A 26,064-nucleotide genomic window follows, 5' to 3' on the forward strand; every position below is an offset into this window, starting at 1 on the left:
GGGTGCCCGGTGCCTGGTGTGGACCCCGACGACATTGACGACATCGTCGCCCAGGTCGCCGCGATCTACCGGGAGGGCGAGCTCGCGCTCGTCGCCCAGATCACCCGCCACCTGAACCGGTACCCGGGGGCACCCACCGCGTCGGCCGGGGAGATGCGCCTCGACGCACTCGGCGACCTACGCCGGTCCGTCGAGGTGATCCAGGCGGGGTTGCAGGCTGATGGGTCGCGTGCGATCCGGGAGGGTCTGGCCGCGGCGTGGCGCCTCGGCGCACGCTCGGCCCTGTCCGACATCCCCGATCAGTGGTTCCCCGCGTCCGGGATCGGGTCGCGTGCCGAGGCCGCCCGCGTCGAGGTCCCGCAGACAGGGGCTATCGAGGCGCTCGCCACCGCGATTGTGCGCGACGTCGGGCAGGTCACCAGCAACATTCTCCGCGACAGCCTCGACGCCTACCGGTCGGCGGTCGCCGGGGGGACGGCGCGGATGCTCGCCGCCGGGCAGACCCGCCGGCACGCCTCACAGGCCGCATGGTCCGCGCTTGTCCAGCGCGGCATCACCGGCTTCACCGACCGGGCCGCGCGCCGCTGGCGACTGCACTCCTACGTTGAGATGGCCGTGCGCACCGCGTCGACCCGCGCCGCCGTCACCGGACAGGACGACCGGCTCGCCGCCCTGGGCGTGAACCTGGTGTACATCTCCGCCCACACCCAGGAATGCCCGCTCTGCTCGCCGTGGGAAGGGCGTGTACTCCACCGGGTGTCCGGGGCGGCCGGGACGGTCCGTGTCGAGCACGCCACCCGCGACGGGGTCATGGTCGAGGTGGACGTCGCCGGGTCCGTGATGCACGCAAGAGGCGCCGGACTGTGGCACCCGAACTGTCGACACAGCATGTCCGCGTACCTGCCCGGGGTGACCCGTCTCCCCGAGGCGACACCGGCGCCCGCCCAGTACGAAGCCCGGATGCACCAACGCCACCTTGAGCGGCGCATCCGTCAGGCGAAAGAGGTCGAGGCCGCGGCTTTCACGACCGAGGCGAAGCAGGTCGCGCGCCGCACCGTGCGCGCCCGGCAGGCAGCCCTACGCGAACACCTTGCCCAGCACCGCTACCTGAAACGACTTCGCTACCGCGAACAGCTCGGCGCCGGGTCCACCCCGCCCCGCGGACAGGAACCCGACGCGGTCGACCCGATCGGCCCCGACGTCCAACCGACCCTTGACGGGACGGGGGGCGTACAGGTGCGCCGCACCCGCACCGCCCAGGACGACGAGCCCGCACGCGACCAGGCCGACGAGCAGGTCGAGGGGCAACTCGACTTCGACCAGGCCGCCGAGGAGGCCGAGCGTGAACGCGCCGAGGCCGAACAGCGCGCGGCCGAGGAGGCCGAGCGCGCCCGGCGCCGGACCGCCAGCGACACCACCCGGGAGCGCATCAACGCCGTGTATGAGTCTCTCCCCGCCTCGGCCGAGGCGTGGGAGGCCGTACTCCCGGTCGAGCGGTACCGGGACGTCGACGACTTGATCCGGCGCGCCCAAGACCTGTACTGGTCGGAGATCACCCGGTTTGCCCAGCGCACAGAGGAGATGGAGGAGGAATTCCGGCGCAAGCGCACCCCGCACGCCCGGCGGGGCGACCTGCTCGCCGAGGCGACCGGCCCGCACGCGCGGCGCGCCCGTCAAGCAGTTGAGCAGAAAGCCGAGTGGGAGCGGATCCGCGACCAGTACGACCAGGTCGACCCCGCCGACATCCCCGACGACCTACGGCCCGTGCTGGAGTGGCGTACCCGCACCACCTACCCGACCGACAGCCGCGGAACCCGAATGCCGCCGCCGGAGCTCCTCGGCCACCTGTCCGACGTGCTCGACGTCGGCGAGCACCTCCTCGGCGACGCCGAGCGGGTCATGGCCGAGGACACCGAGCTCGCCGAGCTCCGCGCCCGCTTCGACCAGGCGGGCGCCGACCAGAAAGCGGAAGCGCGGCGGGCGGTCGCCCGGCGAGAGTCCGACATCATCCGCACCGTGCTCGCCTCGGTCGTCGACCTGGGCGGGCACGAGCAGCGCCTCGGCGACGTCGACGCGACCGTACCGGACTCGGCCGAGGACCAGATCCGCGCCGCCGAGGCGTTCTACCCGACCAGGTGGCTACAGCTCGCCGACGCGGCCGGGCCGCTCGACCTAGTCCAGTCCGACCGGCAGTACTTCCGCGCCGGCCGCGACGGTGCCCGCGACGTCATGGCCATGGACGACCGCGGGTACCACTACACGGGGGCGCTCGCGTCCGACGCGCACGAGACCACCGTGCACGAGCAGGGGCACCGCATGGAACAGCACGTGCCCGGGTTGACGTACCTCGAATTCGCGCTTGTGCGCCGGGCCTCGACAGGGGCGGACGGTGACCTTGAGCCGTGGCAGCGGCTACGGGACATCACCGGCAACGCCGGGTACCGGGAAAACGAGATCGCAACCCCGGACGACTGGGGCAACCCCTACGCCGGGAAGACCTATGAGGGCCGCGACATCACCGCGCCCGCCCGGCAGTCCTGGGAGTTGTTCCAAACAGGCGTGCAAGACGTCTGGGGCCGAGGGCATATCCAGTACACCAACCGGGACGGGGTCCGGCTCGTACTCGGCGCGCTCGCCACCCTGCAACGCTCCGAGCGCGTCGAGCTCCTCGACCCGCCCCTCGAATCGCTCTCCGACGATCAGCTCGGCGAGCGGCTCATGGCCGCGTTCACCGACGGCGACATGGACCAGGCCGCCACGCTGGAGGCCGAGGTCGAGCGCCGAGCCGAGGCCGAGCGGGCCGCGGCCGAGGCCGCCGAGCGGCGCCGGGAAGCGGCCCGACTGCGAAGGGAGGCACGGGAGCAGGCTCAGTACGCCGAGATCGTGCGCCTGGTCGAGGAGGACGGGTGGTCGTGGGAGGAGGCCGCGGCCGAGGTCCTCGGCCGTACCGTCGAGCAGATCCGCCGACAGGAGTACGTGCGCGTCCACCGGGTGGGCGACGACGACCGCCGGCCGTTCCGGGAGATCGCCCGGGAGCAATACCGGTTGTACGTGCATCGTCAGGTGGTGTCGGCCGAGCACGCCACGAACGGGTACCTGCTCACCGCCGAGGGACAGCGCCGGGGGATCGACCCTGAAACGCTGTTCAGCGGCCCCCGGGCGCGCGCGGAGAGGTGGGCCTCGGAAGAGCTCCGGCAGTGGTGGGATCAGCACGGTAGGTTGACGTTCGAGGACTTCGTCGCCGAGATCGAATCCGGCCGAGGCGGCGACCCGACACAGGACTACAACAGGTAGGGGGTGGGGTGTGGGCGTCGCTACCGAGCTCATGAGGGCCCGCGCGGACGGGGCCGCGGCGGCTCGCCGAGGCGACACCCGCGGCACGTGCCCGCACCCGCCCGCGGCCGACGCGCCCCCACAGGCGCGCGCGCTGTTCGGGCTGTGGCAGGCAGGGTACGACAGCGTTCGGCCGCTCCCGATCGACTACAGCGACGGGGAGGGGTGACCATGTGGACCGTGCGCACCCGACCGGGCCGCGGGCACCCGGACCGTTGGGTCACGTGGGCAGACGGCGCCTGGTCGGCCGACCCGACCACTACCGCCGAGGCGGGGCCGTTCCTGGGCGGGCCGGTTCCGCTCACACCGACGGGCCCGATCTACGAACCCACCGGCCCCGACGGTACCGAGGTGGCGGTGTTCCTCGGCGCGGTCGCGTCGATCCCCTACCCCGTGACGGTCGAGGGGGAGCCCCCGGCCGTGCCGGAGACTCCCCCTGTGCCTGACGACGCGGTCGCCTGACCTACTCCTCGGCGTGGCGCCACTCGGCGCGCGCGGATTTGGCGGCGCGCTCGACCGCTTCCATCTCCAATGCCAGACCGCGGAGAAGCTTGTTCTCCGGGTTCTGCTGGGAGGCTCTCCGCAGAAGCTCGGTACCGCTGGCGGGGGGCCCGTCCGGCTCCTGCTCGGTGGTCTTGCGCGGCCGACCGCCCCCGGCACCGCGGCCGGGCATCCCCGCCCGCCACGTCACCCACTCCGGGAGGCGCTTCTCCTCCCACCCGAGGACGTCGCCGACGATCACGTCGGGCGCCGGGCACGGGTGCGAGCTGGTCGGCGGGTACCGGTTGAGCCAGTTCGTCACGGTCTGCGTGCGCACTTCGAGGGCTCGCGCCACGTCTGCGGTACCGGCGTACCGAGGGATGGCCGGGTAGTGGTCTGCTGTCGCCATGGTGGCCATTCTGTCGTCTCCTGACACGGGTGGGCCCCGGCCGACCGGCCGGGGCTGGTGGGGTGCGACTACTCCACGAGGAGGGCCGCGCGGACACGCTCGCCGAACGCGGTCAGTGCGGTCGCCGTGATGTCGGTGACGAGCTCCCGGTCGAGTGCTCCCTTACGGGTCTGGTAGTGCCACGGGCCCGCCGCGATATCGGACACCAGGGCGCGCACCTTCGGGGACATCCGGAGCGCATCGACGTCGACCGCGGGCGCCCCCGTCGAGCCGGTGCTCTCGATCTTGCGTGCTTCGATGCGTAGGCATGACGGGCACGACAGCGGCGCGGTGGTCTTCGCGTAGCGGGTCATGCGGCGCTGTCCGCTTCCGGTATCGCACAGTGGCATGACGCTGGGGGAAAGTGCATCGTTGAGCAGGTGGACGTGGGCGCCTCCGAGGACGGAGGTGCACCGCATGTCCTCCTCGACGACCGCGGGCTCCTCGACGATCTCCTCGGCGGTGTTGGTGGTGAACCCCGACGCCCACCGGTCGGCCGCCCCCGCGGGGAGGTCTGCGGTGAGCATGGCGCGGATGCCCGCGGTGTCGCGCTTGGCCTGCTCCTCCTCGGCCGCGATCTCCTCGGCCAGCTCAGCAGCGGCGCGCTCGATCTCGGCGAGCTGCTCGGCCTGGGCGTCGTCGATGGCTCCCAGGAGAGTGCCCTCCTTGGGGAGGTAGGGGGTCATGTCGAAGAGAAGCGGCTGAGCGGCCATGGTGTCTCCCTAGAAACTTCGAGTGGCTTGCATTCAAAGTAACCTCCCCTCGAAACCTTGTCAACCTAGCACTCAAAGTTTTTCGGCCTCGTGGCATCTGCCCGGGGCCGTCGTCATGTCCGGGCAGGCCCCGGACCCCACCAACCGCCCTGGAGGCGACCCACCATGACCGACCCCGCGCCCACCACCGGCCCCACCGGGCAGACCCCGGGGACCACCCCCACCAACCCGCCCCCCGCTGAGCAGGCCGGGGCGCCGGCCGAACCCGCCGCGGCCGACACCGCCCAGGACGTCGAGTCGCTCCCCGCGTGGGCACAGGCCGTCATCCGGGACGCGCGCGCGGACGCCGCCAAGGAACGCACCACGGCCAAGGCCGCGGCCGTCGACGAGTTCAAGCGCGACTTGGTCAAGGCGCTCGGATTCGGCGCGGACGGCGGCGACCAGGGCGACGCCCAGGGCCCGGACCCGGCCGAGCTCGCCCGTGAGCGCGACGCCGCTCGCGACCAGGCGCGCGCGGCCACGCTCGCCGCGACCGTCTACCGGGTCGCCGCCGACCACGGGGCGCGGCCGGCCGGGCTCTTGGACTCGGTGAGCTTCCGTACCGCGGTCGCCGAGCTCGACCCCGCCGACGAGACCGCGCTCGGCGCCGCCATCACCGCGGCCGTGACCGCGAACCCCGCACTCGCCGTCCCCGCCGTCCCCGACCCCGGCCAGGCGCCGGGCGTGGGCGCGCGTGGCGGCTCCGACCCCGCGGGCCGGCCGGGCGCCCCCGCGGTCCCCGAGAACCTCACTGACGCTTACGCCGCCTTCTACAGCGGCACCACTCGATAGGAGGGGCGCCGCATGGCTCCCGTGACACTGGCCGAGGCCAAGAAGAACACCACCGACCACATTGACTTGCAGGTCATCGACGAGTTCCGGAAGAGCTCGTTCCTGCTCGACAGCCTCACCTTCGATGACGCGGTCAACCCCGCCGGGGGCGGCGCCACGTTGACGTACACCTACACGCGGCTGGCCACCGAGCGCCCCGCGGCTTTCCGTGAGTACAACACCGAGTACGAAGACGCCGCCGCGACCCGTGAGCGTGTGTCCGTCGACCTGTCCCCGCTCGGCGGTAGCTACTCGGTCGACCGGGTGCTCGGCAACCTGGGCCCGGCCGCGTCGAATGAGGTCGCTTTCCAGACGTCCCAGGTCATCAAGAGCACGCGCGCGTTCTTCTCCGACCAGGTGATCAACGGCGAGCGCACCGGTACCGGTGATGCGGCGACCGGGTTCGACGGGCTCAACTCCGCGCTCTCCGGGAGTTCCACCGAGTACCGGCCCGACCGGGTGACCGACTGGTCGACGTTCGCGTCGGACGTCGACGCCCGGCAGGCGCTCGACGCGATCGACGAGTGGCTCGGCCTGATGGACGACACCCCCGGCGCGATCATGGGCAACGGCAAGACCATCGCGCGGCTTCGCAGCATGGCGCGCGCCGCGGGGTACTACTCGCGCACCGAGGACGCGTTCGGCCGGACCGTCGAGAACTACGCTGGGGTGCCCTTCCGGGACCTGGGCGCCAAGGCCGGATCGAACGACCCCGTGGTCGAAGTCGGCGCGCGCACCGTCGACGGCGCCGAGGCGACGAACGTCTCGGACCTGTACGCGGTCCGCTTCGGGCTCGACGGCTTCCACGCCGTCACCACCGCCGGGGGCAGCATCGTCCGCCAGTGGGCGCCGGACTTCTCGACGTCCGGCGCGGTCAAGCGCGGTGAGGTCGAGCTCGGCCCCGTGGCGGTCGTTCTCAAGCAGACCCGCGCGGCGAGCGTGTTCCGCAACATCAAGGTGGCCGCGTAGCCATGGGCTTTCTGCACTACCGGGATGCCAGCGGCGCCCTGGTCGAGGTCGGCCCCGGCTCCCCGCTCCCCACCACCGCCAGCGGCGCGGGTGGGGGCGGGGTGGCCACCGTCAACGGGGTCACCCCCGACGAGTCGGGCGACGTCGCCCTCGACGCTCCGGCGGTCGGCGCCGCCCAGGCCGCACACACCCATGACGCGGCCGACATCACCACGGGGGCGCTCGCCGTCGCCCGGGTACCGAATCTGGCCGCCTCGAAGATCACCAGCGGCGTACTGGCCGCGGCTCGGCTTCCCGCCGCCGCGGCCGTGCCCGACGCCACCGACGACCCCGCCGCCACAGTGAACGCGCTTCTCGCGTCGCTGCGGACCGCCGGGTACCTCGCACCCTGACAGGAGACTGATCGTGCCCACCTTCGAGCGCGTCGTCGACGGGACCGCCGTCGAGCGCCGACACGTCCCCTACCGGTCCCGCGACCTGCCCGCCCTGGAGAAGTCCCCGAACTGGCGGAAGGTCGCCGAGGGCTACGAGCCCGCAGACTCCCCCGACCCGCGGCCGACCGTCGCCGAGCAGCTCGACGCCCAGCGCGCCGAGCGGGCCGCCGCCGCGAAGTCCACCCGCACCAAGCCCGTGCCCGACGCCGCGGGCACGGCCGGGGCGGGCGGGTAGCCGTGCGCCGGTACGCCACCGTCGAGGACCTCGGCGCTTTCCTGGGCCCCGCCGCGGTGGTACCCGAGGACGCCGAGCAGCTCCTCGACCAGGCGTCCGAGGTCGTCGACGAACTACTCCTGTCCGCCCGGTACGCCGTCGACGCCGCGGGGATGCCGACCGATCCCGACGTCGCCGAGGCGCTCGCCCGTGCCACCTGCGCACAGGCCGTGTACATCGACGACTCCGGGGACCGGACCGGCGCCGGGTCTCAGTGGTCATCCGCGTCCCTGGGCGGCGCCTCCTACGTGCGCGCGACCGGGGGCCCGGGGCCGATGGGGCACGCGCCCCGGGCGGTCCGGATCCTGCGCACCGCCGGGCTGTGCCGCGGCGTCCGAGTGAGGGGGTGACCGTGGCCGAGATCCCTGCCGTCCTACTCCGCCACCGGGTGGACGTCGAGCCGTACCTCGGATCGGGGGCGCACGGGGACGCCTACGGGCCGCCCGTGCGCGTCCGCGCCCAGGTCGACGAGAAACGGCGCCTGGTCCGCGACAAATCCGGCGCCGAGGTGGTGTCCGAGGCGACGCTCCGCGGACGCCTGGCCACCGAATCCCACTACCCGCCCGGATCCCGCGTCACCCTGCCGACCGGCCGGGTCACGTGGGTGATCAGCGCCCACCGCCACGACGACGCCGGCCTCGGCGGATGGCAACACACAGAGGTGGTGCTCGCATGATGAAGGTCCGGGTCAAGACCCGGCTGTCCACCGGGCGCGTGCTCGGACAGGCGCGCGCGGGGGAGGCGCGCGGTCTCGGCGTCGCTGGCGAGCACCTGCTCGGCGCGTCCCGCCAGCGGGTCCCGATCGAAGAGGGGACCCTCGAACGCTCCGGCGTGGCCTCGGTCGACGAGTCCAGCCTCGAAGCGGCCGTCTCCTACGACACCGAGTACGCCGCCCGGCAACACCAGGAAGACACGTGGCAGCACGACCCCGGCCGCACCAGCCGATACCTCGAAAATCCCTTCGAGGAGGAGGCCGAGACCATGCTCGCCCTGTACGCGGCCGAGGTCCGGCGCTCCCTGGGCGGGTGAGACGGTGCCGCTCCTGTCCGGGCTCGCCGCCTACCTCGCACTCGACGAGCTCGCCCTCGGCCTGTCCTACCGGCCCGACGGGTCACCGTATGGGCCGGATGAGGTGGGGATCGCGCTCGACGTGATCCCCGCCGGCCCCGACCGGGCGGTGATGCTCACCAGCTACAACCAGGGCCCCGAACCGGACTCGCTACAGGCGGGTGCCGACGAGCACCGGGTGCAGATCCGCGCCCGCGGCACTGCCGATCCGGCCGTGTCCCGGGCGCTCCTACGCGCCATCTACGACGTGCTGCACGGGCTCGACGGGGTCGAGCTCCCCGACGGCACACACCTGGTGCTCGCCGTCGCCATGCAAGCAGACGCGACCGCCGTCGGCATCGACGGCAACCGGCGCCACCACCACGTACAGAGCTACCGGCTCATCATCGACGCGCCCACAGCGCACAGACAGTAGAGGAGGGATCCCATGCCCAAGGTTGCGGCGCGGTCGTGGATTTTCGAGATCAGCGACGGCGAATCCGAACCCACATGGCTCGCGGTCGAAGGACTGACCGAGTGGGAATCCGACCCGGCCGAGGGGGAAGAGGAGACCGACGCCGGCGACTTCAACAGCGACGGAGAAGCGGAGAGCCTGCCGATGCAGCGCGGGGAGGCCCTCACCCTCACCGGCCTACGGGAGATGACCGCCGGAGCGCAGGCGCCCGGACAAGGCCGCATCGAGGCGCTCGCCAAGCTCAAGGTCTACGACGCCGTCACGAGCTTCCGGTGGCGGCACTCGACGGAAACCAGCTGGCGGCTGTGGGACGCGTGGGTGTCCCTCGGTAGCCGCGGCGGCGGCAACAACGACATGACCAGCTTCGAGGCGACGCTCCGCCGGACCGGCGCCGAGCAGACAGAGACGGTGACCCCGTGACCGAGATCGACGACCAGTACGACGAGCACGACCAGGACGACGCCGCCGAGGCGCCGGACGGGTTCGGGACGTTCGACGACTACCGGGAGAGCCGCGCGGCCAAGCGCGCCGAGGCCGCGGTCACGACCGTGATCCTCGGCGAGGAGGTCACCCTCCCCGCGGAACTCCCGATCGGGTTCGAGCTCCGTATGCACCGGCTCGGCTCCCCCGGCACCACCGAGGCCGAGACGATTACGATCCTGCGGGAGCTCGTCGCCATGCTGTACGGCGACGACGCACTCGACGAGTGGCAAGACGACCTGGACTTGGACGACTTGCAGGTACTCGTCATCTGGGGTGCGGCGAACGTCCGTAAGCCGTACTCCATGACCTTCCCCGAGGCCGCCGAGGTCGCCCAGGCCGCCGAGGGAAAAGCCCGCAAGATGAGCGCGGCGACCCGCCCGACGCGCTCGCCCAAGCGCAAGCGCAGCGGTTCTTCAAAGCGCTGACGACCCGGTGGGGTCTGCTCCTCGCCGACTTCGAGCGCGAATACGGCACCCCGCCGGCCGACGTCGACACCATGCCGTGGCCGGACTTCATGCGGCGCCTGTCCGGCCTGTCCGAGCATGCCCGGTGGCCGCAGGCGTACCGGGACACCCCGGTGGATGCCGACTCTCCGGCCGCTATCGCCGCCGTGACAGGCAGGTACCTGGGGTGACCCACACAACTTAATACGCGCGCGTGCGCGCGCGAGAACGGACGGGGGGTGATCCCCCGTGGCGCTCAAGGTCGGCGAACTGGTCGCGTACCTGCGGGGCGACGACTCGCACCTACAGCGCGCACTCAAGCGCACCGAGCAGGGGCTCGCCAGCGTCGGCCGGAGTGCGGCGTTCGCGACGCTCGCCGCGTCGGCGGTGTCGCTCGCCGCGGCGATCGGGCCCGCGTCCGGGGCGGTGCTCGCGCTCCCCCCGGCGCTCCTGGTCGCCGGGGCCGCCGCTGCGACGCTCGCCGTCGGACTGTCCGGCATGGGCGACGCGCTCGCCGCAACAGGCGGGACGGCCGAGGAGTTAGAGGAGGCCCTAGACGGGCTCTCCCCGTCCGCACAGTCGTTCGTGCGGTCGTTCGCCGGGTTCCGAAGCGCGTTCGCGCCGGTCCGCGACGCCGTACAGGAACGGCTGTTCGCGGGGCTCGGTTCGGAGGTCGACCGGCTCGCCCTGTCGTCCATCCCCACACTCCGAACCGGCATGGTCGGGCTGTCCGGCGCGCTCAACACCGCCGCCAAGAGCGCCACGTCGACGATGTCGTCGGACGTGTTCAACGGCACCCTTTCCGAGGTGTTCGCGGGCACCACCCGCGTCACCGAGCGTTTCGGGCAGGCGCTCGGCCCCCTCCTCCAGGTGCTCGCGTCGCTCGCCGTCGCCGGGCTCCCCCTGGTTGAGCGGTTCACCGAGTGGGCCGCTGGCGGGATCGAGTCGGCCGCGGCTTTCCTCACGACCGAGGCGGGCGCGGCCCGGCTCGCCGGGATGGTCGAGCGGGCGGGCGACGTGCTCTCCCAGCTCGGCACCATCGGCAGCAACCTGACAACCGCCCTGGGCGGCATGTTCGGGCCTGCGGGTGCGTCCGGGGCGGGGCTTCTCGACACGATCGAGGCGCTTACAGAGCGGTTCGCCACGTGGGCCCAGTCCGCCGAGGGGCAAGCAGGGCTGTCGACCCTGTTCGACACCCTCGGTGCCGCCGCACAGAACGTGCTTGCCCTGCTCCCCCTTCTGACGGGGACCCTGGGCGCGGTCGTGTCCGTGCTCGGCATGCTCCCCCCGGGAGCACAGGCGGGCGCCGCGGGCTTCCTGGCTTTCGCGATGGTCGGTGGGGGGCTCATCTCCCGTCTCGGCGCGCTGACGGGGACCGTCAAGGGCGTCGCCGGGGCGATCGGGTCGACCGCGTCGGGCATCTCCCGGTTCGCGTCCGGGTTCCGCTCGGCCGACGCCGCCGCCGGCGCCGCGTCGGGCAAGCTCGGCACGGTCGGCGGTGCCGTCCGCAAGGTCGGTTCCGCGCTCGGATCCGGCATAGGCACCTCGGCCAAGTTCGCCGCGTCCATGGTCGGACTCGGCGCAAAAGCCCTGGTCATGGGCGCAAAAATGCTGGCGGGCTGGTTGATGGGCCTCGGCCCGATCGGGCTCATCGTCGCCGCGGTGATCGCCGTCGTCGCCCTGGTCGTCATCTACTGGGATCAGATCGTCGCCGCAGTCACGGCGGGGTGGGAGTGGGTCAAGCAAGCCACGGCCGCCGCGTGGGAGTGGGTCAAGTCCGCGTTGGGGGCCGCGCTCGACTTCATTGTCGGGCTGTTCATGAAGTGGCACCCGGTCGGCATCATCATCTCCCACTGGGACCAGATCAAGGCAGCGACAGCCGCCGCGTGGGACGCCGTCAAAGCCTGGATCGCCGCCGCGTGGGCCGCCATCGTGGCCGTGGTCACCAACCACATCAACCGCGTGAAGGCGTTCATCACCGCCGGGTGGAACGCGGTCAAGGCCGCGAACGCGGCCGTGTGGAACGGGATCAAGTCGGTGATCTCGGCCGTGTGGGCCGCGATCGTGGCCGTGGTGTCCAGCGTCATCGGGCGCGTGCGCTCGACCGTGACGGGGGCGTGGAACACGATCAAGTCCGCTACGTCGTCCGCGTGGAACTCGATCCGGTCGTCCATCACGAACACGATCAACCGCGCCTGGTCGACCGTCAAGGGCATCGTCTCCCGCTTCACCGGGATCGGCCGGGACATCGTGAACGGCATCATCAACGGCGTCACCGGGGCCGCATCACGCCTGTACGGGAAGCTCCGCGACATGGCCACGGGCGCGCTCGACGCCGCCAAGAACGCCCTTGGGATCAACTCCCCGAGTCGGGTGTTCGCGAACGAGATCGGCCGGTGGATCCCGCCGGGCGTCTCGGCCGGTATCGCCTCGGCACAAACCGCCCTTGACCGGGATCTCGCCGCGATGGTGGCGGTACCGCCCCCGCCCCCCGGGTGGGACGGCGCCGCCGCCGGGGCGTCCGGCCTCGGCGACGGGCCCCGGGGCCCTGCTGTGCATATCGAGAACTGGAATGCGACCGAGCGTGTCAGCGCGCACGAGCTCGGCGAGACCCTGCACGGGCTCGTCTCGGCGAGGGGGTGACCGAGTGTCTGACGACGACTCCCCGCCCGCGGGGATGAGGCGTGCGAGTCTCGCCCCGGGACAGGTGTCCTGGGGCGGGCTCACGCTCGGCCGGGGAACGCCCTACGGGTGGGGGCAGCTCGACGGGTGGGAGGACCTCCCCGGGCTGGATTCTGGGGATGTGCCTCGGCCGTCCCGTCACGGGGCGTGGGCGGGGCGGGATCTCGCGCAGACGCGGGTGGTCACCCTGGCTGGGCAGATCAAGTGCCGGCGGGGGGATGTGCCCGCGGTGGTGGCCGCGCTCCGGTCGGCTACGCGCGTCGCCGTCGACGAGACGCTCCGGCCCCTGACGGTCAACGCCCTAGGCGAGACCCTGCTCGTGTGGGCGCGGCCGTCGCAGCGCATCATGTCGCTGGCCAAGGGCGCGCCGCTCGGCATCGTGCCGTACACCCTCCAGTGGTCGGCGCCGGACCCGCGCCGGTACTCCGTCGAGGAGTACACGCGCTCGATCTCGGCGCCGGTCCGGCCGGACGACGGGCTCGGCTACCCGCTCGGCTACCCGCTGGACTACGGCGCGCCCATCACGGGTGGCGCCGCGACCCTCACCAACGCTGGCGACACGGGGACGCATCCGGTGGTCACGATCACGGGCCCGTGCGACCGCCCGCAGGTCGTGAACCGGGCGACGGGGTTCGTGCTCGAATTCGCGCTCACGCTCGCCGCCGCGGAAACCCTGGTCGTCGACTGCGACGCCGGAACGGTTCTGCTGTCCGGCAGTGCCGACCGCCTGTACACCCGAACCCCCGCCAGCGTCCCCGTCGAGTCATGGACCCTTCCGCCCGGCCCGTCCCCGATCCAGTACCGGCCCATGTGGGCCGGGCCCGGGTCAGCCGCCGCCGTCCGCTGGCGAGACGCCTACCTGTAGAGAGGAACAACCCCTATGTCTGTGCGCGCTCTCGCGCTCGCCAGCGGCACGACCGGCCTGGAGGACCACCGGCTACTCATCGGCGCACTCCTCGGCGGTGTCGACTCCGAGTGGACACTCGACCGGCGCCCCGGCCTGCTCGGCGGGGGCGGCAACCCCGCCGCCGTGACCGGGTCGGGCATGACGGCGACCGTCGGGGCGTTCGCCGCGGTGGTCCCCGGGGCGTCGTCGCCGACACAGGGCCCGTACCTGGTGGTGTCGACGGACCCCGTCGAGGTGCCGCTCGTCGACGGGCCCGCGGTCGGCGACCGCGTCGACGTCCTGGGCGTGGTCGTGCACGACGACGTGTACGACTCGACGGGGGCCGTGTCCGCCGAGGTGCGCGTCATCGACCCTGCCGTCGACGTGACCACGCTTCCGCTGCACGGGGTGACCGTTCCCCAGGGTGCGAGTGTGGGCACGGGGGGCGTGCCGTGGTCCTCGGCGGTCACCGACCGGCGGGTCTACACGGCCACGCACGGCGGGGTGATCAGCGTCCCGGACATGGCCGCACGCAACCGCCTCGGCGCGGTCCGGGACGGCACGCTCGTGCACGTGTTCGCGACCGACGCCCTGTACATGCGACTCCCCACCGGGTGGACCCCCGCCGCCGGCCAACCCCTGTACGACGCGCTCGCCGGGATCTTCCAGCGGCGCCCGGGGGCGTGGACACAAGCGACGCTCGCCGCGGGGATCACGCACGGGGCCGGGTCACCGGTCGAGCTGTGCCGCACCCCTGACGGACTCGTGCACATGCGGGGCACGTTCACGACCGGCCGACCGATCAACAACACCGAGCTTGGGCAAGTGCCCGCGGGGATGGAACCGCAGCGGCTTACCCGGTGGTCGACGGCCGCCGCACAGTCTCAGCCGAACAACAGCGCGCGCGTCGAGGTGCAGCCGAGCGGGATCATCCGCGCTTACGCGGTCTACGAACCGTCGTGGGTGAGCGCGGACAACGTCACCTGGTGGGGGACGACATGAGCGCCCCCTACTCGTACACGTTCGCGGACCTGGTCACCGACCGGGATCTCGTCGAGCTCGACCTCTCCGACGTCGTCTTTGACCGGCGCATCTGCCAAGCCGGGGCTTTCAAGGCGACCGCGCACGTCACCAACCGGGCGACCGCCGACCACGTCGCCAAGGTCATTCCGCGCGGCGTCGGGGACCTTTCCCGGGGGCCCGGCCGGACCGTGGTGCACATCGACCGCGGGGGCGACCTGTGGGGCACCTACATCATCTGGCGGGGCGACCCGCAGGGCGACGAACGGGGCCGGATCACGGTGCCGCTACAGGGGGCGTCGCTGGAGTCCTACCCGGCGCACCGCGAAATTCGCCGTGATCTGGTGTACGCGGGTGTCGGTGACCGGGACATCTGCCGGGACCTGGTCGCCGACATGGAAGCTCACGGCAGCATCGGTCTCGACGTGCCCGCGGGTCCGCCCGGGATGCCGCGCGACCGCACGTACCGGGCGTCGGAAGCCGCTACCTACGGGGAGCGGCTCGACCAGCTCGCCGAGGTGATCGACGGCCCCGAATGGATGATCCGTACATGGCGGGACGCCCAGGGCGTGCGGCACCGCGAGTTCGTCGCCGCCGGGCGCCTCGGACAGGACGCCACAGACCACCACTTCGCCCAGCCGGGCAACATCATGTCCTGGTCGTACCCGGCCGACGCCACCGACGTCGCGACCAGCTACCAGACCCGGGGGGACACCCCCAACGACGACCTCTCCGCGGAGTCCGAACCCCTGTTGTCCGGCATCTGGGAAGACCCCCGGTACCGCGCGGCCGGGTGGCCTCTGCTTGAGCGCACGGTCGACTACCAGGGCGTGACCGACGTGTCCACGCTCGACGCCTACGCCCGGTGGTGGGCCGAGCGCCGGTCCGGGATGCTCCGTATCCCACAGGTCGAGGTGCGCCTCGACGAGTCGACTTCGTTCTCCCCGAACCGTCTCGGCGACTCGGCCGCGCTGACTCTGGTCAACGACTGGTTCCCGCTCAACAACGGGCGCCCGACGTTCGCGCACCGCTGGCGGATCGTCGGCGTCGAGGTCATCCCCGTGAGCCGGAGCTCCGGGCAGGAACGCGCGCGGCTGATCTTCGAGGAACCGACCGGGCACCCCGCCACGACAACAACCACAGCAGAGATGAGGGGGTGAGACCGTGCCCAGACCCGCCTACCCGCCGGACTGGTCCTCGACCGTCCGGGGCCTACAGAACGGGGTCAAGGCCGCGTACACGGCCGCACAGACGAGGGTGCGGTACTCCGCCATCCGGGCCGCGTCCATCCTGATCGGCGCGGCCGGCGCGCTAGGCGTAGCCGGGGCGACCGAGGCACAGCGCATCCTGTACGTGGGCCGCGACGAGGGGGGCACAGGGTCGCGCCTGTGGCTCGGCCGCCCCAAGGACGGGAGCGCGGTCCTCGACCTGCGCGCCGCCGAGGGTGAAGCTGGCCAGTGGGCGCTACGGGACCAGCACGGAAACGCGGTCGTGGCCGAGGGGCCAGACGGGCTCGGTCTGGCGCGGCCGGTGATGCCCGTAGCGACGTCGTGGATCAACGACTTCCCGGGCGGGTGGCCCTCGACCACGTCGACGTCATGGACGCCACTCGCGCACGCGTGGGCGGTCTTCCAGCACACCACCGTGACGTTCTACTTCAAGGCGTCGGCGCTCAGCGTGTCCGGGCAGATCCGGTTCCTGGTCGACGGCGACGTCATCGCTACCCGGTCCATCCCCACGGGGACGCCGGCACCGATCCGGACCGAGAGATTCACCGTCCAGGCCGCCCAGTACTACAACCCGACAGGCCCTCTTCGAGTGGAGCTACAGGGGCGGTGCACAGGAACCGGCGGGGGCATCCACGCGACCCACTTCTACAACGAAGGCGCGGGCGCCGTGCCGACGACGGAGCCACCGCCGTGACCGATCCTCTGCCTTACCGCCACCTCGGCGAGCTGCTCACGCTCATGCGCGAGGAGATGCGCAACGGCTTCGCCGACCTGAAATCCGAGCTCGGCGAGCGTGTGAGCGTCGACGTCTACGAAGCGGACAAGCGCTTGGCCGAGGAACGCCTCGACCGAGTCGCCGCCGAGCTCGCCGAGCTCCGCGCCGAGGCCGCCCGCGCGAAGACACTCGCCGATGCCGAGCGGACCGCCGCCACGGACCGGCGCGCGGCCGACCGCCGCATGATCTGGGGCGCGCTGATCGCCGCCGCCCTCTCCCTGGCTGTCGGTCTGCTCCTCGCATTCCTGAGCACCACCGCCTGACGCCTCATTCGAGGTCCGAAATCTGAAACCGCCCCGGCCCCGGCCGGGGCTTTCTCATGCCCAGGAGGCCCTACGTGCCACAGCCCGACAAGCTCATCTGGCGATCCGATCTCGGCTGGTCGGCGAACAGCCCGGCCGCCTACGCCAACCCCCGATCCGGTCTGGTCATCCACTACGACAGCTCGGACATGGACCTCGCCGACAAGCCGCTCGACGCGTCCCTCGACTACTGGCGCCGCACCAGGGCGTTTCACACCGGCGCCGCCCGCGGATGGGTCGACATCGGGTATTCGTTCCTCGCGACCGCTCAGGGCTACATCGTCGAGGGCCGCGGGCTCTTCCGCACCCAGGCCGCCCAGCCCGGGGGCAACACGTCGCACTACTCGGTGACGCTGGCGACCGGCCCGACCGACCGCATCACCGATGCGCAGATCAACGCCGTTCGCCAGCTGCGGGAATGGCTGATGGAACCGGAGTCGTCCATCTCCGGCCGGGTGCTCGGTCACCGGGACTTCGTCGCGACGTCGTGCCCGGGAACCAAGGCGTACGCGCTCGTGCGGGACGGGACGTTCACCAAGCCCGCCCGGTGGGGCGACGACGCGCCCAGCGGCGGGGGTTCCTCTCCCGCCCCGCGGCCCCCGCGTCCGCCCCGCCCAGGGACCGCGGCGCCTCGCTTCCCGCTCCCGTCCGGCCACTACTTCGGGCCCCGGTCCGGGCCCGCTCACAGCGTGTCGGGCTACTACTCCCACCGGGAGGACCTCCGCCGCTGGCAGCGCCGTATGCGCGACCGCGGGTGGGTCATCACCGTTGACGGCCTGTACGGCAACCAGACGCGCACCGTCGCCCGGACTTTCCAGGCGGAGAAGGGCCTCAGCGTCGACGGCTTCATCGGCGCTCAGACGTGGCGTGCCGCGTGGGAGTCCCCCATCACCTAACCGAGCCTCACCCCTACCAACCGCGTCCCGGGCACCCGCCCGGGGCGCTCTCGTCTCCTGTGGAGGTCCCCGTCATGCATGCCGTCCCGAAGGATCCCGCCCGCTACCTGCCCGAGCGGAAGGTCGGCGCGGCCGGTGCCGCGGGCGCCGCCGTGACCGTGCTCGTGTACGTCGCCGGCGTCCTCGGTCACCCGCTCCCCGCCGAGGTCGCCGCCGCCGCTGTGTTCCTGGTCGCGACCGCCGTCGGGTACCTGGTTCCCCGCCGCCGCGACGACGTCGACCAGGAGGCGTAGCTCGTGCCCGACATCCTCTCTCTCCCCCCCGACTTCGACCGGGTCGCGCTTCACGGCCGGTGGGTGCTGCTCTCCGGCACCCCCGCCGCGGGCACGGTCACGCTCGCCCCCTCGGTCGCCCGCCTGGTCTCGCCCGCGCACTCGACGGTGATCATGGGCACGCCCGTGGTAATCCCGCTCGACGCCGAGGGCGCCATGTCGGCGGGGGTGCCCGCCACGGATGACCCGGACATCACCGGGGGCCCGTGGGCGTACACGGTCACGGTCACCATCACCGGGGCGTCGTCCTACAGCTTCTCTCTGGCGGCGCCTGTGGGGTCCGGCCCGATCGACCTGTCGGCACTCACTCCGCCGCTCGTGCCGCCCCCGGTCCCGGATGACCCGATCGTCTGGTCGGTGAACGGGCGGACGGGGCACGTGTCCCTCTCCGCGGCCGACGTCGGCGCGCTCGCCGTCGACCAGCTCGGCGCGCCGGGTGGTGTCGCCCAGCTCGACGACGCCGGGGTCGTCCCGGCCGCCCAGCTCCCGGCCGTCATCGGCGAACCGGGGCCACCCGGGGATCCGGGGCCCGCCGGTCCCGAGGGACCCCAGGGGCCGCCCGGCATCGATGGCGCGGACGGTGCGCCGGGTGTCGACGGCGACCAGGGCCCGCCCGGGGCGCCGGGGGAGACGGGTCCCCAGGGTCCGGCCGGCGCGGCCGGTGACCCGGGGCCGGCCGGTCCCGAGGGACCCCCCGGACCGCCCGGGGCCGACGGCACCGCCACCGGCACGCACGACGTCACCGCCTACGGGGCGACCGGCGACGGCGTCACCGACGACACCGCGGCGATTCAGGCCGCGCTGTCCGCGGTGAGGGACGCGGGGGGCGGAACGGTGTGGGTACCGGGTGGCGTGTACGCCATCGCTTCGGGGCCGCTGCGCATCTACCGGCGCACCCGGCTCACCCTCGCACCGGACGCGGTGATCCGTCGGGCGGCTCCGGGGACGATGCTTCTCAACGGCGACGCGGGACAGCAGTTCGGCGGGTACACGGGCCACGGCGACCTGATCATCGAGGGCGGGACGTGGGACGCGCACGGCGTCCAGGTGCCCACCGCGAACATGGTCCTGTCCATCGGTCACGCCCGGAACGTCACCATCCGGGACTGCACGATTCTCGACGTGCCCAGCTACCACGCCATCGAGGTCAACGCGGTTGAGACGTGCCGCATCACTGGTGTGGTGTGCGCGGGGTTCGTCGACGCCGTCGGCGACCGCGGTTTCTCCGAGGCGATCCAGCTCGACGGAGCTTTCCGGCAGTCGGTGTTCGGGGGGTTCGGCCCGTATGACGCGACCATCTGCCGTGACGTCCTGATCTCCGGGTGCACCGTCACGACGTCGGGTACGCCCGGGTCGGGCCCGTGGGGGCGCGGGATCGGGTCGCACTCGGCGTCTCCGGACCGGCAGCATCACGACGTGCGGGTCATCGGCAACCACATCGAACTGACGCGAGAGTACGCCGTCGGCGCGTACATCTGGCGAGACGCCGTCATCTCCGGCAACACGGTCCGCGGGTGCGGCGCCGGTATCTGGGTGCGGGCGCTCGACTCCTCGAAGACCGCAGATCGCACCCGGCCGGACGGGTCGACCATCCCCGGCTCTCAGCCGCTGTCCGGGCTGGTCATCACGAACAACATCCTGAACAGCATCGGGACCATCGCGGGTGCGCCGGGGACGTCGGTCGGCGCGATCATCGTCGAGGGCGAACCTACAGGCGTGGTGACAGAGGTGGTCATCGGTGACAACGTCGTCGACGGCACGGGGTCCGTGGGGTTGCGCATCTCCAACGTGGAGAACTACAGCATTGCCCGCAACGTGCTCAACGCCGTGGGGAACACGGCGATTTCCCAGCTGTCGACCCGGTCCGGGCTGATTGCCGACAACGCCATCAGCGGCCCGACCGGGTCGGGGATCAGCGTGGATTCCCGCCAGCTCGCCGCCGGGGTCATCGCTGACGTCGTCGTGCACCGCAACGTCATCCGCAACCCCGGCAACAACGGGGTGCACATCCTCGGCGGAAACGACGTCGAGATCAGCGACAACCGCATCACGGGGTTCACCGGGGCCGCTTTCGGTGTCCAGGTGAGCAGTAACGCCAGCTACGTCACCGCGCACGGGAACCGGATCCGGGGCACGGGCGCGGCCGGGTTGAACATCACCGCTACGACGGCGAACGTCAAGGTGTACGGCAACGACGCGCGCGGGTCGACGGTCGTCGTGCCGGCCGGGATCACCGGCCGCGACATCACCGCGGACAACACCCCGGCCGTCGCCGGGTAACACGACGCCCCTCTCCTCCCCGTGCGGGAAGGAGAGGGGCGTTTCGTCATGTCCAGCTGGGGTCCAGCTTGATCCCGCCGGGTTCATCCCCACATGCGTGGGGAGCGCTGGACACGGCCGAGAGGGGGCTCATGTCAAATCGGGTCATCCCCGCGGGCGGGGAGCACGTTCCCAGACAGGGTATCGCCGCCGCCGTCCGGCCGTGGGCGAATGGCTCGAATGACCGCCCCCGGTGTGGTCCTGGTGAGTCGGGCGATGTCGGCCCGGGACACCCGGTGCGCGGCCAGCTCCCGGGCAACGTCGGCGAGCGCCGCCCGCTCCCGTTCCTGGGCGCGCGCCCGCGCGGTACGCGCGTGGTCGTGTGCTTCGAGGAGGGGGCTTTCCCCGCGGAGCTCGACCGCCACCTCTGCCGGGGGGACGTCGAGCACCAGGGCCAGCGCATCGCGTGCGGCCGACTCGACCTCTGCGAGCGTCCGCCCGTGGGTGTGGACGTGGTGCTCGGCGACGGTGCCCGACCACCGGGTGCCGTCGCGGACGACGTCCAGCATGTACACGGGTTTCACAGGGCCTCGACCTCTTCCAGGATGCGCCGAAGGGTCACGGGGGGCATCTCCCCGTGGGGGACGGGGAGGAGAAGGTCACCGACCCGGTAGAGGGTGTGGGTGTCGCTCTGGCGCTCGACGTCGAGCGTGTGGCCGGCGGCCTCGGCGGCTTCTCTGATCTGGGCGAGCGGGGGCGCCGTGCGCGGGGGGTAGAGCTCCCGGGACACCTCTTGGGCCTCTTCCCACAGTTCCAAGGAGACGATTTGGGGATGAGCGGGCGGGGACCACACCCACTGGTCACGCGGGCGCGGGATCTTGTCCTTCCCGGCGGCGCGCGCCCACACCTGACGGCCTGTGTACTTGGGCTGTGCGATGATCCGCCGGGCGTGACGGCGCGTCCACCGGCCGGTGGAGGGCCGCCCGTGCGCGACCACGGTCGGGTGCGCGGCGTGGTCGCTGTCGAGCCAGGATCCGATCACGTGGTCTTTCCACCGGCGCTCTACCCGCATCTCGAACACGGTCGCGACCGTGTCCGGGCGCCGCTGGTCGGGGTCGAGGTCGAGCAGGCGCGCCCACCCGGGATTGCGCTTGAGCGGCCGGTGGAGCTGGGGGCGGGCGACGTACCCGTAGGGTGCGGCGCCGAGCGCGTACCCCTGTCGGGCGTGCGTGGCCTGTCCGGCCCACGACTGCTCAAGGAAGTGCAGTCGCATGTAGTCGGCGAGTACCTGTCGCTGGCGGCGGAGCAGCCACCGCGCGGACGCAAGACCGGACGACATGTCGGGCTCGTCGGCCGCGATGATCGGAATGCCGAGCCCGCCGAGCTCCCGCTCAAGGGACATGGACGTGTGCATGTCCCGCGCGGTGCGCGCGATCTCCTCGCAGACCACCGCATCGAAACGTCCCTCCGCCGCGTGGGCGCGGAGGTCGCCGAGACCGCCGGTTCGGGGGACGGGGACGCCGAGGCGCTCGTAGTCGTCGCTGTCGCCGAGGCCGCGCTCGTCAAGGTCGAGCATCCCGGTTTCCACGTCCCAGTACCACGCGGTGATGGCGGCGTCGGGCGGGGTGACGTCCTGGCACCGGTCGTGCTGTCGGGTGAGGGACTTGACGGGGTCCTGTAGGTCCCGGGTCGAGGTGCGTCCGCAGAACGCCAGACGCAAAGGGGGGCTTTGGGTAGGGTCGTGCATGGTTCTCCTGGTGTCTCAGGGTGGACCACGCCTCGGCCGCGCTGTAACGCGGTCGGGGCACTGTCGTGTCGTGCGGGGGCCGCCAGCGTGACGCTGGCGGCCCTGGTTGGTCCCGCGCGCCCAGGACCCTCACGGGTCGACCAGGCGCGCGGGGGTCTACGCGGGGCGTCCGAGGAGTGCGCGGACCTCGGTCCCGCGGTACCGGCGGTGCCCGCCCGGGGTGCGGAACGAGGTCAGCTTGCCCGCCTGCGCCCAGCGCGTGACCGTCTTGGGGTCCACGCGGAACAGGTGGGCGACCTCGGCAGGGGTGAGTACCTCCTCCGGGACGGGGGTGCTCATCCGACGTCGTCCGCGTCGTCGTGGTCCGCGGCGTGCAGGGTCCACAGCTCCGCACGCGGCTCACGCAGCCACACGGACCGGCACCCGTCCGCGGTGACCGTGAGACCGAAATCGTCCACGGTCGGGCGCCCCTCTCCGCGCCACCATGTGAGCGCGCCCGCGAACTCCTCCGCCAACCTTCGCGGGCCGAACTGCTCTACCCGGCCGTCCGGATGCATCCGCGCCCACGACCCGCACCGGGTGGACACCGCCCACACGTGCGGTTCGGACGCGCCCGGCTCCATGGCCATCCCGTGCGCCCACCCGGGCACTAGTAGGGACATGAGGAGGCCGGTCTCGCCGTCGAGGAGGGTGCGCGGGTCACCATCGGCATGGGTGATGCGGTCGGGGACCGCGTCGACGTCCGGAACCATGTGCCCGCCCCGGCGCTGTCCGCGCGCCCACATGAACGCCAAGGACCCCTCGAAGCGGCCCTGCACATCCCCGCCGCAGTCCTCCAGGACCGCGAGAACCCCGGCCGGGGCGCCCGGCGTCGGGGCCCACGGGGTGATGAGGCGCCCGCGGGCGTGGAGCTGCACGAGCCACGCTTCCGGGATCTCCGCCACCTGGCACGTCGCGATGATCCTGTGGTGCCGGCCGTCTCCGATCGACGCCAGTTTCTCCGCGTCCGCGGTGACCAGCTCGGGTGCGTAGTCCTCAGCGATCAGTGCGGAGTGGGCCCGGTCGGCTACCTCCTGGTCGATCTCGATCGTGGTCACCCGGATGTCGCCAACCAGCTCACAGAGCAGGGCGGCGTGGTATCCGGTGCCGGTGCCGATCTCCATCACCCGATGTCCGGGCTCGATCCGCGCGGCGGTAAGCATCCGCGCCATGACGGACGGGGCGGAACTGGAGGACGTCGCGATGCCGGGGCCGCCCTCCGCGCCGTCGTCAACCTGGGTCGTGAGCGGCTGATCGCTGTAGGCCGCGCGCATCCACCCGTCGGGGTCCTCGGCGCGGTCGTACCGTGTGCGTCCATCCCCCCACATCACGTCGGGGAGGAACGCGTGTCGGGGCACCCGACGGAACAGCGACGCGATGTGCTCGGGGATGCCGTCCGCGTGCAGCTGGTCGGCTAGGGCCTGGGCGAGAGGGAGGTAGTCCATGGTTTCAGTCCTTCCCATGTCAGACCCGCCCCGTGCCCTTGCAGGGGCCGCACGGCACCCAGGAACCGATGTTCTTCCCAGCGGATTTGCCGTCGTTCGTCGACCACGTGCCGCCCTCCCCGCGGCAGGCACCGCACGTAGCGGCCGAGTGCGTACAAGGAGGGGGTGCGGCCGGGCGGGGAGGCGTGAGCGTTGCGGTCATGTCGTCTGCTTCCTGTGAGGGGGTGACTCACCCGCGGGTGTGGGTGAGGGTGTCGCCGCAGTGGCGACAGGTCTGCGTGCGGATGGCGGGCCATCTGGGGTCGGGCGGGTCTGGAATGTGGTCGTGCTGTCCTGACGTGGTGCCAGGGCATCGGGTCGCGCCGTCCATCGCTACTCCTCGGACACGAGGGGGGAGGGGGAGGGCGCCCCGGCCCCCGGGTCGGGGCGCCCAGTCTCAGAGGGCCGACCGAATCGCGGCGAGTAGGAACGAGTGCATTTCCCCCGCCGGACCGTCGAGAGTGCCCACGGGAGCGGCCAGAGCCCGGCCGATCATCTCGGCCGTTGACATCCGCGGGGAGGCGGGAAGGCGTTCAAGCGGGCTCTCCCACGACAGCGGGTGGGGGTGCGGGTCCCGGCCGGGCACGACCACGACACGGGTGACCGGCCCTCGGGTGGCCCCGTAGACCGCCCGCCCCTCCAGGGTCGATCCGCGGTAGGTGACCTCGGCCCCGTGCGCGGTCGCCCACGCGTTCAGGTCCGCCATGGTCGACAGCTCGCCGACATCGCACACACGGCGTCGGCTCGTCATGCCGCCACCGCCGGACGCTCCTCGGCCTGACGGGCGACCGCGACCAGGACGACCGAGCCGCTCCGGGAGGCATCTCGGCGGGCACGGTGCCGGTAGGGATCCATGGGCACCACACGCGCCGGGGCGACGTCGAGCGGGCGCTCGGCGGGGAGAGGCGGCGCGACAGCGGCCCCGGTTCGCGAGCTCGGCCAGATGATCGGAATTGGGCCGGTCACGGTGCGCGGCCGGGGCGCCGGGGGCTCGGCCGCGTACCGGCGGACCCTGCCGGACCGGCGCCGCACGAGGTGGGCGCCGGCACGGGCGACCAGCCACAACGCGGACAGGGGGAGCACCAAAAGGCGCACAAAGGAGGACATTAGGGATGCTCTCGATTCTCTTCGAGTCGGCGAGATCACTACAGGTGACTCGATAGTGCACGAGAGGACACCAACTCACAAGAGAAATGACGAGATTCTCTCGAAAATGCGGCGCTAGCATTGCCCCATGCGATCCCCTTACTCACCCACCGTGCGACGTCGACGGCTCGGAATGCAGCTCAGACGCATGCGCGAGGCTGCCGGACTCACTGGCCACGACGCCGGAGAGCGGGCCGGGATCAGCCGTGCCGCGCTCGGGAAGATCGAGACTGCCGAGACACGACGGGTCCCCGCCCGTCAGGTCGACGCGCTCGCCGAGGTCTACGGCGCCACCCCGGACGAAACGAATGCGCTCCGCCAGCTGGCCGCCGACGCGGGCGAAAGGGGATGGTGGTGGAAGTATCGAGATGTTTTCGGCCATGACTCCCTGCCGGACTTCGAGGCCGAGGCGTCCTTGATCCAGACAGTCGAGATCGCTACCGTTCCGGGTCTTCTTCAGACTCCGGAATATGCCGAGGCGATTTTTCGGGGCGGTCCGCTCACGAGTACGGAGCACATCGACCGGCAGGTCGAAGCGCGTATGCGCCGTCGGGAGATCCTTCACAGGCACGAGGCCGCCCCGCGACTGTGGGCGGTGATTGATGAGGGTGCGCTCCGGCGTCCCATCGGCGGCCCCGACGTGATGCGCGGACAGCTCGATTACCTACTCTGGATCGGCCAGCATCCGAATGTGGATATCCAGGTGATGCCGTTCAACGTGGGGGCACATCCGGGTCTGGGTCTCGCGTTCACCATCTTGTCGTTCGCGAATCCCTTGGACCGGACGATCGTGTACACCGATTCGATCGGCGGCGTCTTCGAGGAGGACCCCGACGATGTAGACCGCTACGTGACGACGTTCAGTCACGTGCAGGCCACCGCACCGAATACGGTCGTGAGTGCCCAGTTCATAGAGGGCATCCGGGAAGAGAGCACACCAGCATGACCACACCTGAGTTCCGTAAGAGCAGCTACTCCACCGCCCAGGGGCAGAACTGTGTAGAGGTCGCAGACCTCCCCGGACAGCATCTGATCCGGGACACGCAGAACCGCGGGCTCGGCCACGTCGAGTACCCGGCCGACGCGTGGGCGGCTTTCCTCGCCGTCGCCCAGGGCGACGCCGACCGGTAGTCCCGGGAAGCAAACAGGCCCCCCACCCTGTACCGGGTGGGGGGCCTGTTGCACCTGAGTGCTCGTCGAGCATCACCGCGAGCCTACCGCCCCGGGCGGACACTCGGGAGATGCCGAACGAAACCGAACAACACAGGATCTAGTGGTGTTTTAGAGAGCCTGATCAA

Annotated in this window: 32 protein-coding genes; 24 read left to right on the top strand and 8 right to left on the bottom strand. The window is 71.8% G+C overall.

Annotation, left to right across the window (positions count from 1 at the left end):
• Positions 1–9: 9 nt before the first annotated feature.
• Genes Q8791_RS29005 through Q8791_RS29015 form a run of 3 tightly spaced genes read left to right on the top strand, consistent with a single transcriptional unit; the run spans position 10 to position 3,795 of the window.
• Entirely contained in the window at positions 10–3,294 is a 3,285-nt protein-coding gene (locus Q8791_RS29005; RefSeq protein ID WP_330095029.1) for a phage minor capsid protein, read from the top strand.
• Positions 3,295–3,304: 10 nt separating this feature from the next.
• On the top strand, positions 3,305–3,502 hold the full coding sequence (locus tag Q8791_RS29010) for a hypothetical protein (protein WP_330095030.1): 198 nt from the start codon (positions 3,305–3,307) through the stop codon (positions 3,500–3,502).
• 11 nt (positions 3,503–3,513) lie between these two features.
• Complete coding sequence (locus Q8791_RS29015) at positions 3,514–3,795, top strand: hypothetical protein (RefSeq protein WP_330095031.1); 282 nt, start codon at positions 3,514–3,516, stop codon at positions 3,793–3,795.
• 1 nt (position 3,796) lies between these two features.
• On the opposite strand, the gene Q8791_RS29020 is transcribed toward Q8791_RS29015, so the two are convergent.
• Positions 3,797–4,222, bottom strand: a complete 426-nt coding sequence (locus Q8791_RS29020) for a hypothetical protein (protein ID WP_330095032.1) — start codon at positions 4,220–4,222, stop codon at positions 3,797–3,799.
• 68 nt (positions 4,223–4,290) lie between these two features.
• Positions 4,291–4,974, bottom strand: a complete 684-nt coding sequence (locus Q8791_RS29025) for a hypothetical protein (RefSeq protein WP_330095033.1) — start codon at positions 4,972–4,974, stop codon at positions 4,291–4,293.
• Positions 4,975–5,139: 165 nt separating this feature from the next.
• On the opposite strand from Q8791_RS29025, the gene Q8791_RS29030 reads away from it, so the two are divergent.
• The 19 genes from Q8791_RS29030 to Q8791_RS29120 all read left to right on the top strand — a co-directional run bounded on the left by Q8791_RS29030 (position 5,140) and on the right by Q8791_RS29120 (position 20,371).
• On the top strand, positions 5,140–5,805 hold the full coding sequence (locus tag Q8791_RS29030) for a hypothetical protein (protein ID WP_330095034.1): 666 nt from the start codon (positions 5,140–5,142) through the stop codon (positions 5,803–5,805).
• A 12-nt stretch (positions 5,806–5,817) separates the two neighbouring features.
• Entirely contained in the window at positions 5,818–6,813 is a 996-nt protein-coding gene (locus tag Q8791_RS29035) for a major capsid protein (RefSeq protein WP_330095035.1), read from the top strand.
• A 2-nt stretch (positions 6,814–6,815) separates the two neighbouring features.
• Positions 6,816–7,205 (top strand): hypothetical protein, encoded by a 390-nt coding sequence (locus Q8791_RS29040; protein ID WP_330095036.1) that lies wholly within the window; start codon positions 6,816–6,818, stop codon positions 7,203–7,205.
• Positions 7,206–7,218: 13 nt separating this feature from the next.
• Positions 7,219–7,482: a hypothetical protein gene (locus tag Q8791_RS29045; RefSeq protein WP_330095037.1), complete on the top strand. Its 264-nt coding sequence runs from the start codon at positions 7,219–7,221 to the stop codon at positions 7,480–7,482.
• A gap of 2 nt (positions 7,483–7,484) precedes the next feature.
• Positions 7,485–7,871 carry a hypothetical protein gene (locus tag Q8791_RS29050; RefSeq protein ID WP_330095038.1) on the top strand — a complete coding sequence of 129 codons (387 nt, stop codon included), beginning with the start codon at positions 7,485–7,487 and terminating at the stop codon, positions 7,869–7,871.
• A gap of 2 nt (positions 7,872–7,873) precedes the next feature.
• Complete coding sequence (locus tag Q8791_RS29055) at positions 7,874–8,197, top strand: hypothetical protein (protein WP_330095039.1); 324 nt, start codon at positions 7,874–7,876, stop codon at positions 8,195–8,197.
• A complete protein-coding gene (locus tag Q8791_RS29060) occupies positions 8,194–8,550 on the top strand; it encodes a hypothetical protein (protein WP_330095040.1) in 357 nt (118 codons plus the stop codon). Before Q8791_RS29055 ends, Q8791_RS29060 begins: the two co-directional genes overlap by 4 nt.
• A 4-nt stretch (positions 8,551–8,554) precedes the next feature.
• Positions 8,555–9,004, top strand: coding sequence for a minor capsid protein (locus tag Q8791_RS29065; RefSeq protein WP_330095041.1), 450 nt, complete (start codon positions 8,555–8,557; stop codon positions 9,002–9,004).
• A gap of 12 nt (positions 9,005–9,016) precedes the next feature.
• Positions 9,017–9,463 (top strand): phage tail tube protein, encoded by a 447-nt coding sequence (locus Q8791_RS29070; RefSeq protein ID WP_330095042.1) that lies wholly within the window; start codon positions 9,017–9,019, stop codon positions 9,461–9,463.
• A complete protein-coding gene (locus tag Q8791_RS29075) occupies positions 9,460–9,951 on the top strand; it encodes a hypothetical protein (protein ID WP_330095043.1) in 492 nt (163 codons plus the stop codon). The genes Q8791_RS29070 and Q8791_RS29075 overlap by 4 nt, the downstream gene beginning before the upstream one ends.
• 267 nt (positions 9,952–10,218) lie before the next feature.
• Positions 10,219–12,612: a phage tail protein gene (locus Q8791_RS29080; RefSeq protein ID WP_330095044.1), complete on the top strand. Its 2,394-nt coding sequence runs from the start codon at positions 10,219–10,221 to the stop codon at positions 12,610–12,612.
• A 268-nt stretch (positions 12,613–12,880) separates the two neighbouring features.
• On the top strand, positions 12,881–13,516 hold the full coding sequence (locus tag Q8791_RS29085) for a phage tail family protein (protein ID WP_330095045.1): 636 nt from the start codon (positions 12,881–12,883) through the stop codon (positions 13,514–13,516).
• Positions 13,517–13,531: 15 nt separating this feature from the next.
• On the top strand, positions 13,532–14,539 hold the full coding sequence (locus tag Q8791_RS29090; RefSeq protein ID WP_330095046.1) for a hypothetical protein: 1,008 nt from the start codon (positions 13,532–13,534) through the stop codon (positions 14,537–14,539).
• A complete protein-coding gene (locus Q8791_RS29095; protein ID WP_330095047.1) occupies positions 14,524–15,717 on the top strand; it encodes a hypothetical protein in 1,194 nt (397 codons plus the stop codon). The genes Q8791_RS29090 and Q8791_RS29095 overlap by 16 nt, the downstream gene beginning before the upstream one ends.
• Positions 15,718–15,721: 4 nt before the next feature.
• A complete protein-coding gene (locus Q8791_RS29100; RefSeq protein ID WP_330095048.1) occupies positions 15,722–16,480 on the top strand; it encodes a hypothetical protein in 759 nt (252 codons plus the stop codon).
• A complete protein-coding gene (locus Q8791_RS29105; RefSeq protein WP_330095049.1) occupies positions 16,477–16,824 on the top strand; it encodes a hypothetical protein in 348 nt (115 codons plus the stop codon). Before Q8791_RS29100 ends, Q8791_RS29105 begins: the two co-directional genes overlap by 4 nt.
• 74 nt (positions 16,825–16,898) lie before the next feature.
• Positions 16,899–17,759 (top strand): peptidoglycan recognition protein family protein, encoded by an 861-nt coding sequence (locus Q8791_RS29110; protein WP_330095050.1) that lies wholly within the window; start codon positions 16,899–16,901, stop codon positions 17,757–17,759.
• A 74-nt stretch (positions 17,760–17,833) separates the two neighbouring features.
• The gene (locus Q8791_RS29115) at positions 17,834–18,052 is read left to right on the top strand and encodes a hypothetical protein (RefSeq protein WP_330095051.1); all 219 of its coding nucleotides are present in this window, start codon (positions 17,834–17,836) and stop codon (positions 18,050–18,052) included.
• 3 nt (positions 18,053–18,055) lie between these two features.
• On the top strand, positions 18,056–20,371 hold the full coding sequence (locus tag Q8791_RS29120; protein ID WP_330095052.1) for a right-handed parallel beta-helix repeat-containing protein: 2,316 nt from the start codon (positions 18,056–18,058) through the stop codon (positions 20,369–20,371).
• 134 nt (positions 20,372–20,505) lie between these two features.
• On the opposite strand, the gene Q8791_RS29125 is transcribed toward Q8791_RS29120, so the two are convergent.
• From Q8791_RS29125 to Q8791_RS29150, 6 genes are all read right to left on the bottom strand, one after another.
• Positions 20,506–20,934, bottom strand: a complete 429-nt coding sequence (locus Q8791_RS29125) for a hypothetical protein (RefSeq protein WP_330095053.1) — start codon at positions 20,932–20,934, stop codon at positions 20,506–20,508.
• Positions 20,931–22,097: a recombinase family protein gene (locus tag Q8791_RS29130; RefSeq protein ID WP_330095054.1), complete on the bottom strand. Its 1,167-nt coding sequence runs from the start codon at positions 22,095–22,097 to the stop codon at positions 20,931–20,933. Before Q8791_RS29130 ends, Q8791_RS29125 begins: the two co-directional genes overlap by 4 nt.
• Before the next feature lie 156 nt (positions 22,098–22,253).
• Complete coding sequence (locus Q8791_RS29135; RefSeq protein WP_330095055.1) at positions 22,254–22,436, bottom strand: BldC family transcriptional regulator; 183 nt, start codon at positions 22,434–22,436, stop codon at positions 22,254–22,256.
• On the bottom strand, positions 22,433–23,581 hold the full coding sequence (locus tag Q8791_RS29140) for a methyltransferase domain-containing protein (RefSeq protein WP_330095056.1): 1,149 nt from the start codon (positions 23,579–23,581) through the stop codon (positions 22,433–22,435). Before Q8791_RS29140 ends, Q8791_RS29135 begins: the two co-directional genes overlap by 4 nt.
• A gap of 436 nt (positions 23,582–24,017) precedes the next feature.
• Positions 24,018–24,371: a hypothetical protein gene (locus Q8791_RS29145; protein WP_330095057.1), complete on the bottom strand. Its 354-nt coding sequence runs from the start codon at positions 24,369–24,371 to the stop codon at positions 24,018–24,020.
• Complete coding sequence (locus tag Q8791_RS29150; RefSeq protein ID WP_330095058.1) at positions 24,368–24,727, bottom strand: hypothetical protein; 360 nt, start codon at positions 24,725–24,727, stop codon at positions 24,368–24,370. The genes Q8791_RS29145 and Q8791_RS29150 overlap by 4 nt, the downstream gene beginning before the upstream one ends.
• Positions 24,728–24,899: 172 nt before the next feature.
• Here Q8791_RS29150 and Q8791_RS29155 point away from each other — a divergent pair, with 172 nt between their 5' ends.
• Together Q8791_RS29155 and Q8791_RS29160 are read left to right on the top strand one after the other, a co-directional pair.
• Complete coding sequence (locus Q8791_RS29155) at positions 24,900–25,712, top strand: helix-turn-helix domain-containing protein (RefSeq protein ID WP_330095061.1); 813 nt, start codon at positions 24,900–24,902, stop codon at positions 25,710–25,712.
• Entirely contained in the window at positions 25,709–25,897 is a 189-nt protein-coding gene (locus tag Q8791_RS29160) for a DUF397 domain-containing protein (RefSeq protein WP_330095059.1), read from the top strand. The genes Q8791_RS29155 and Q8791_RS29160 overlap by 4 nt, the downstream gene beginning before the upstream one ends.
• Positions 25,898–26,064 lie beyond the last annotated feature (167 nt).

This window comes from Nocardiopsis codii, from assembly GCF_036327455.1.
GTDB classification, from domain to species: Bacteria; Actinomycetota; Actinomycetes; order Streptosporangiales; family Streptosporangiaceae; genus Nocardiopsis; species Nocardiopsis codii.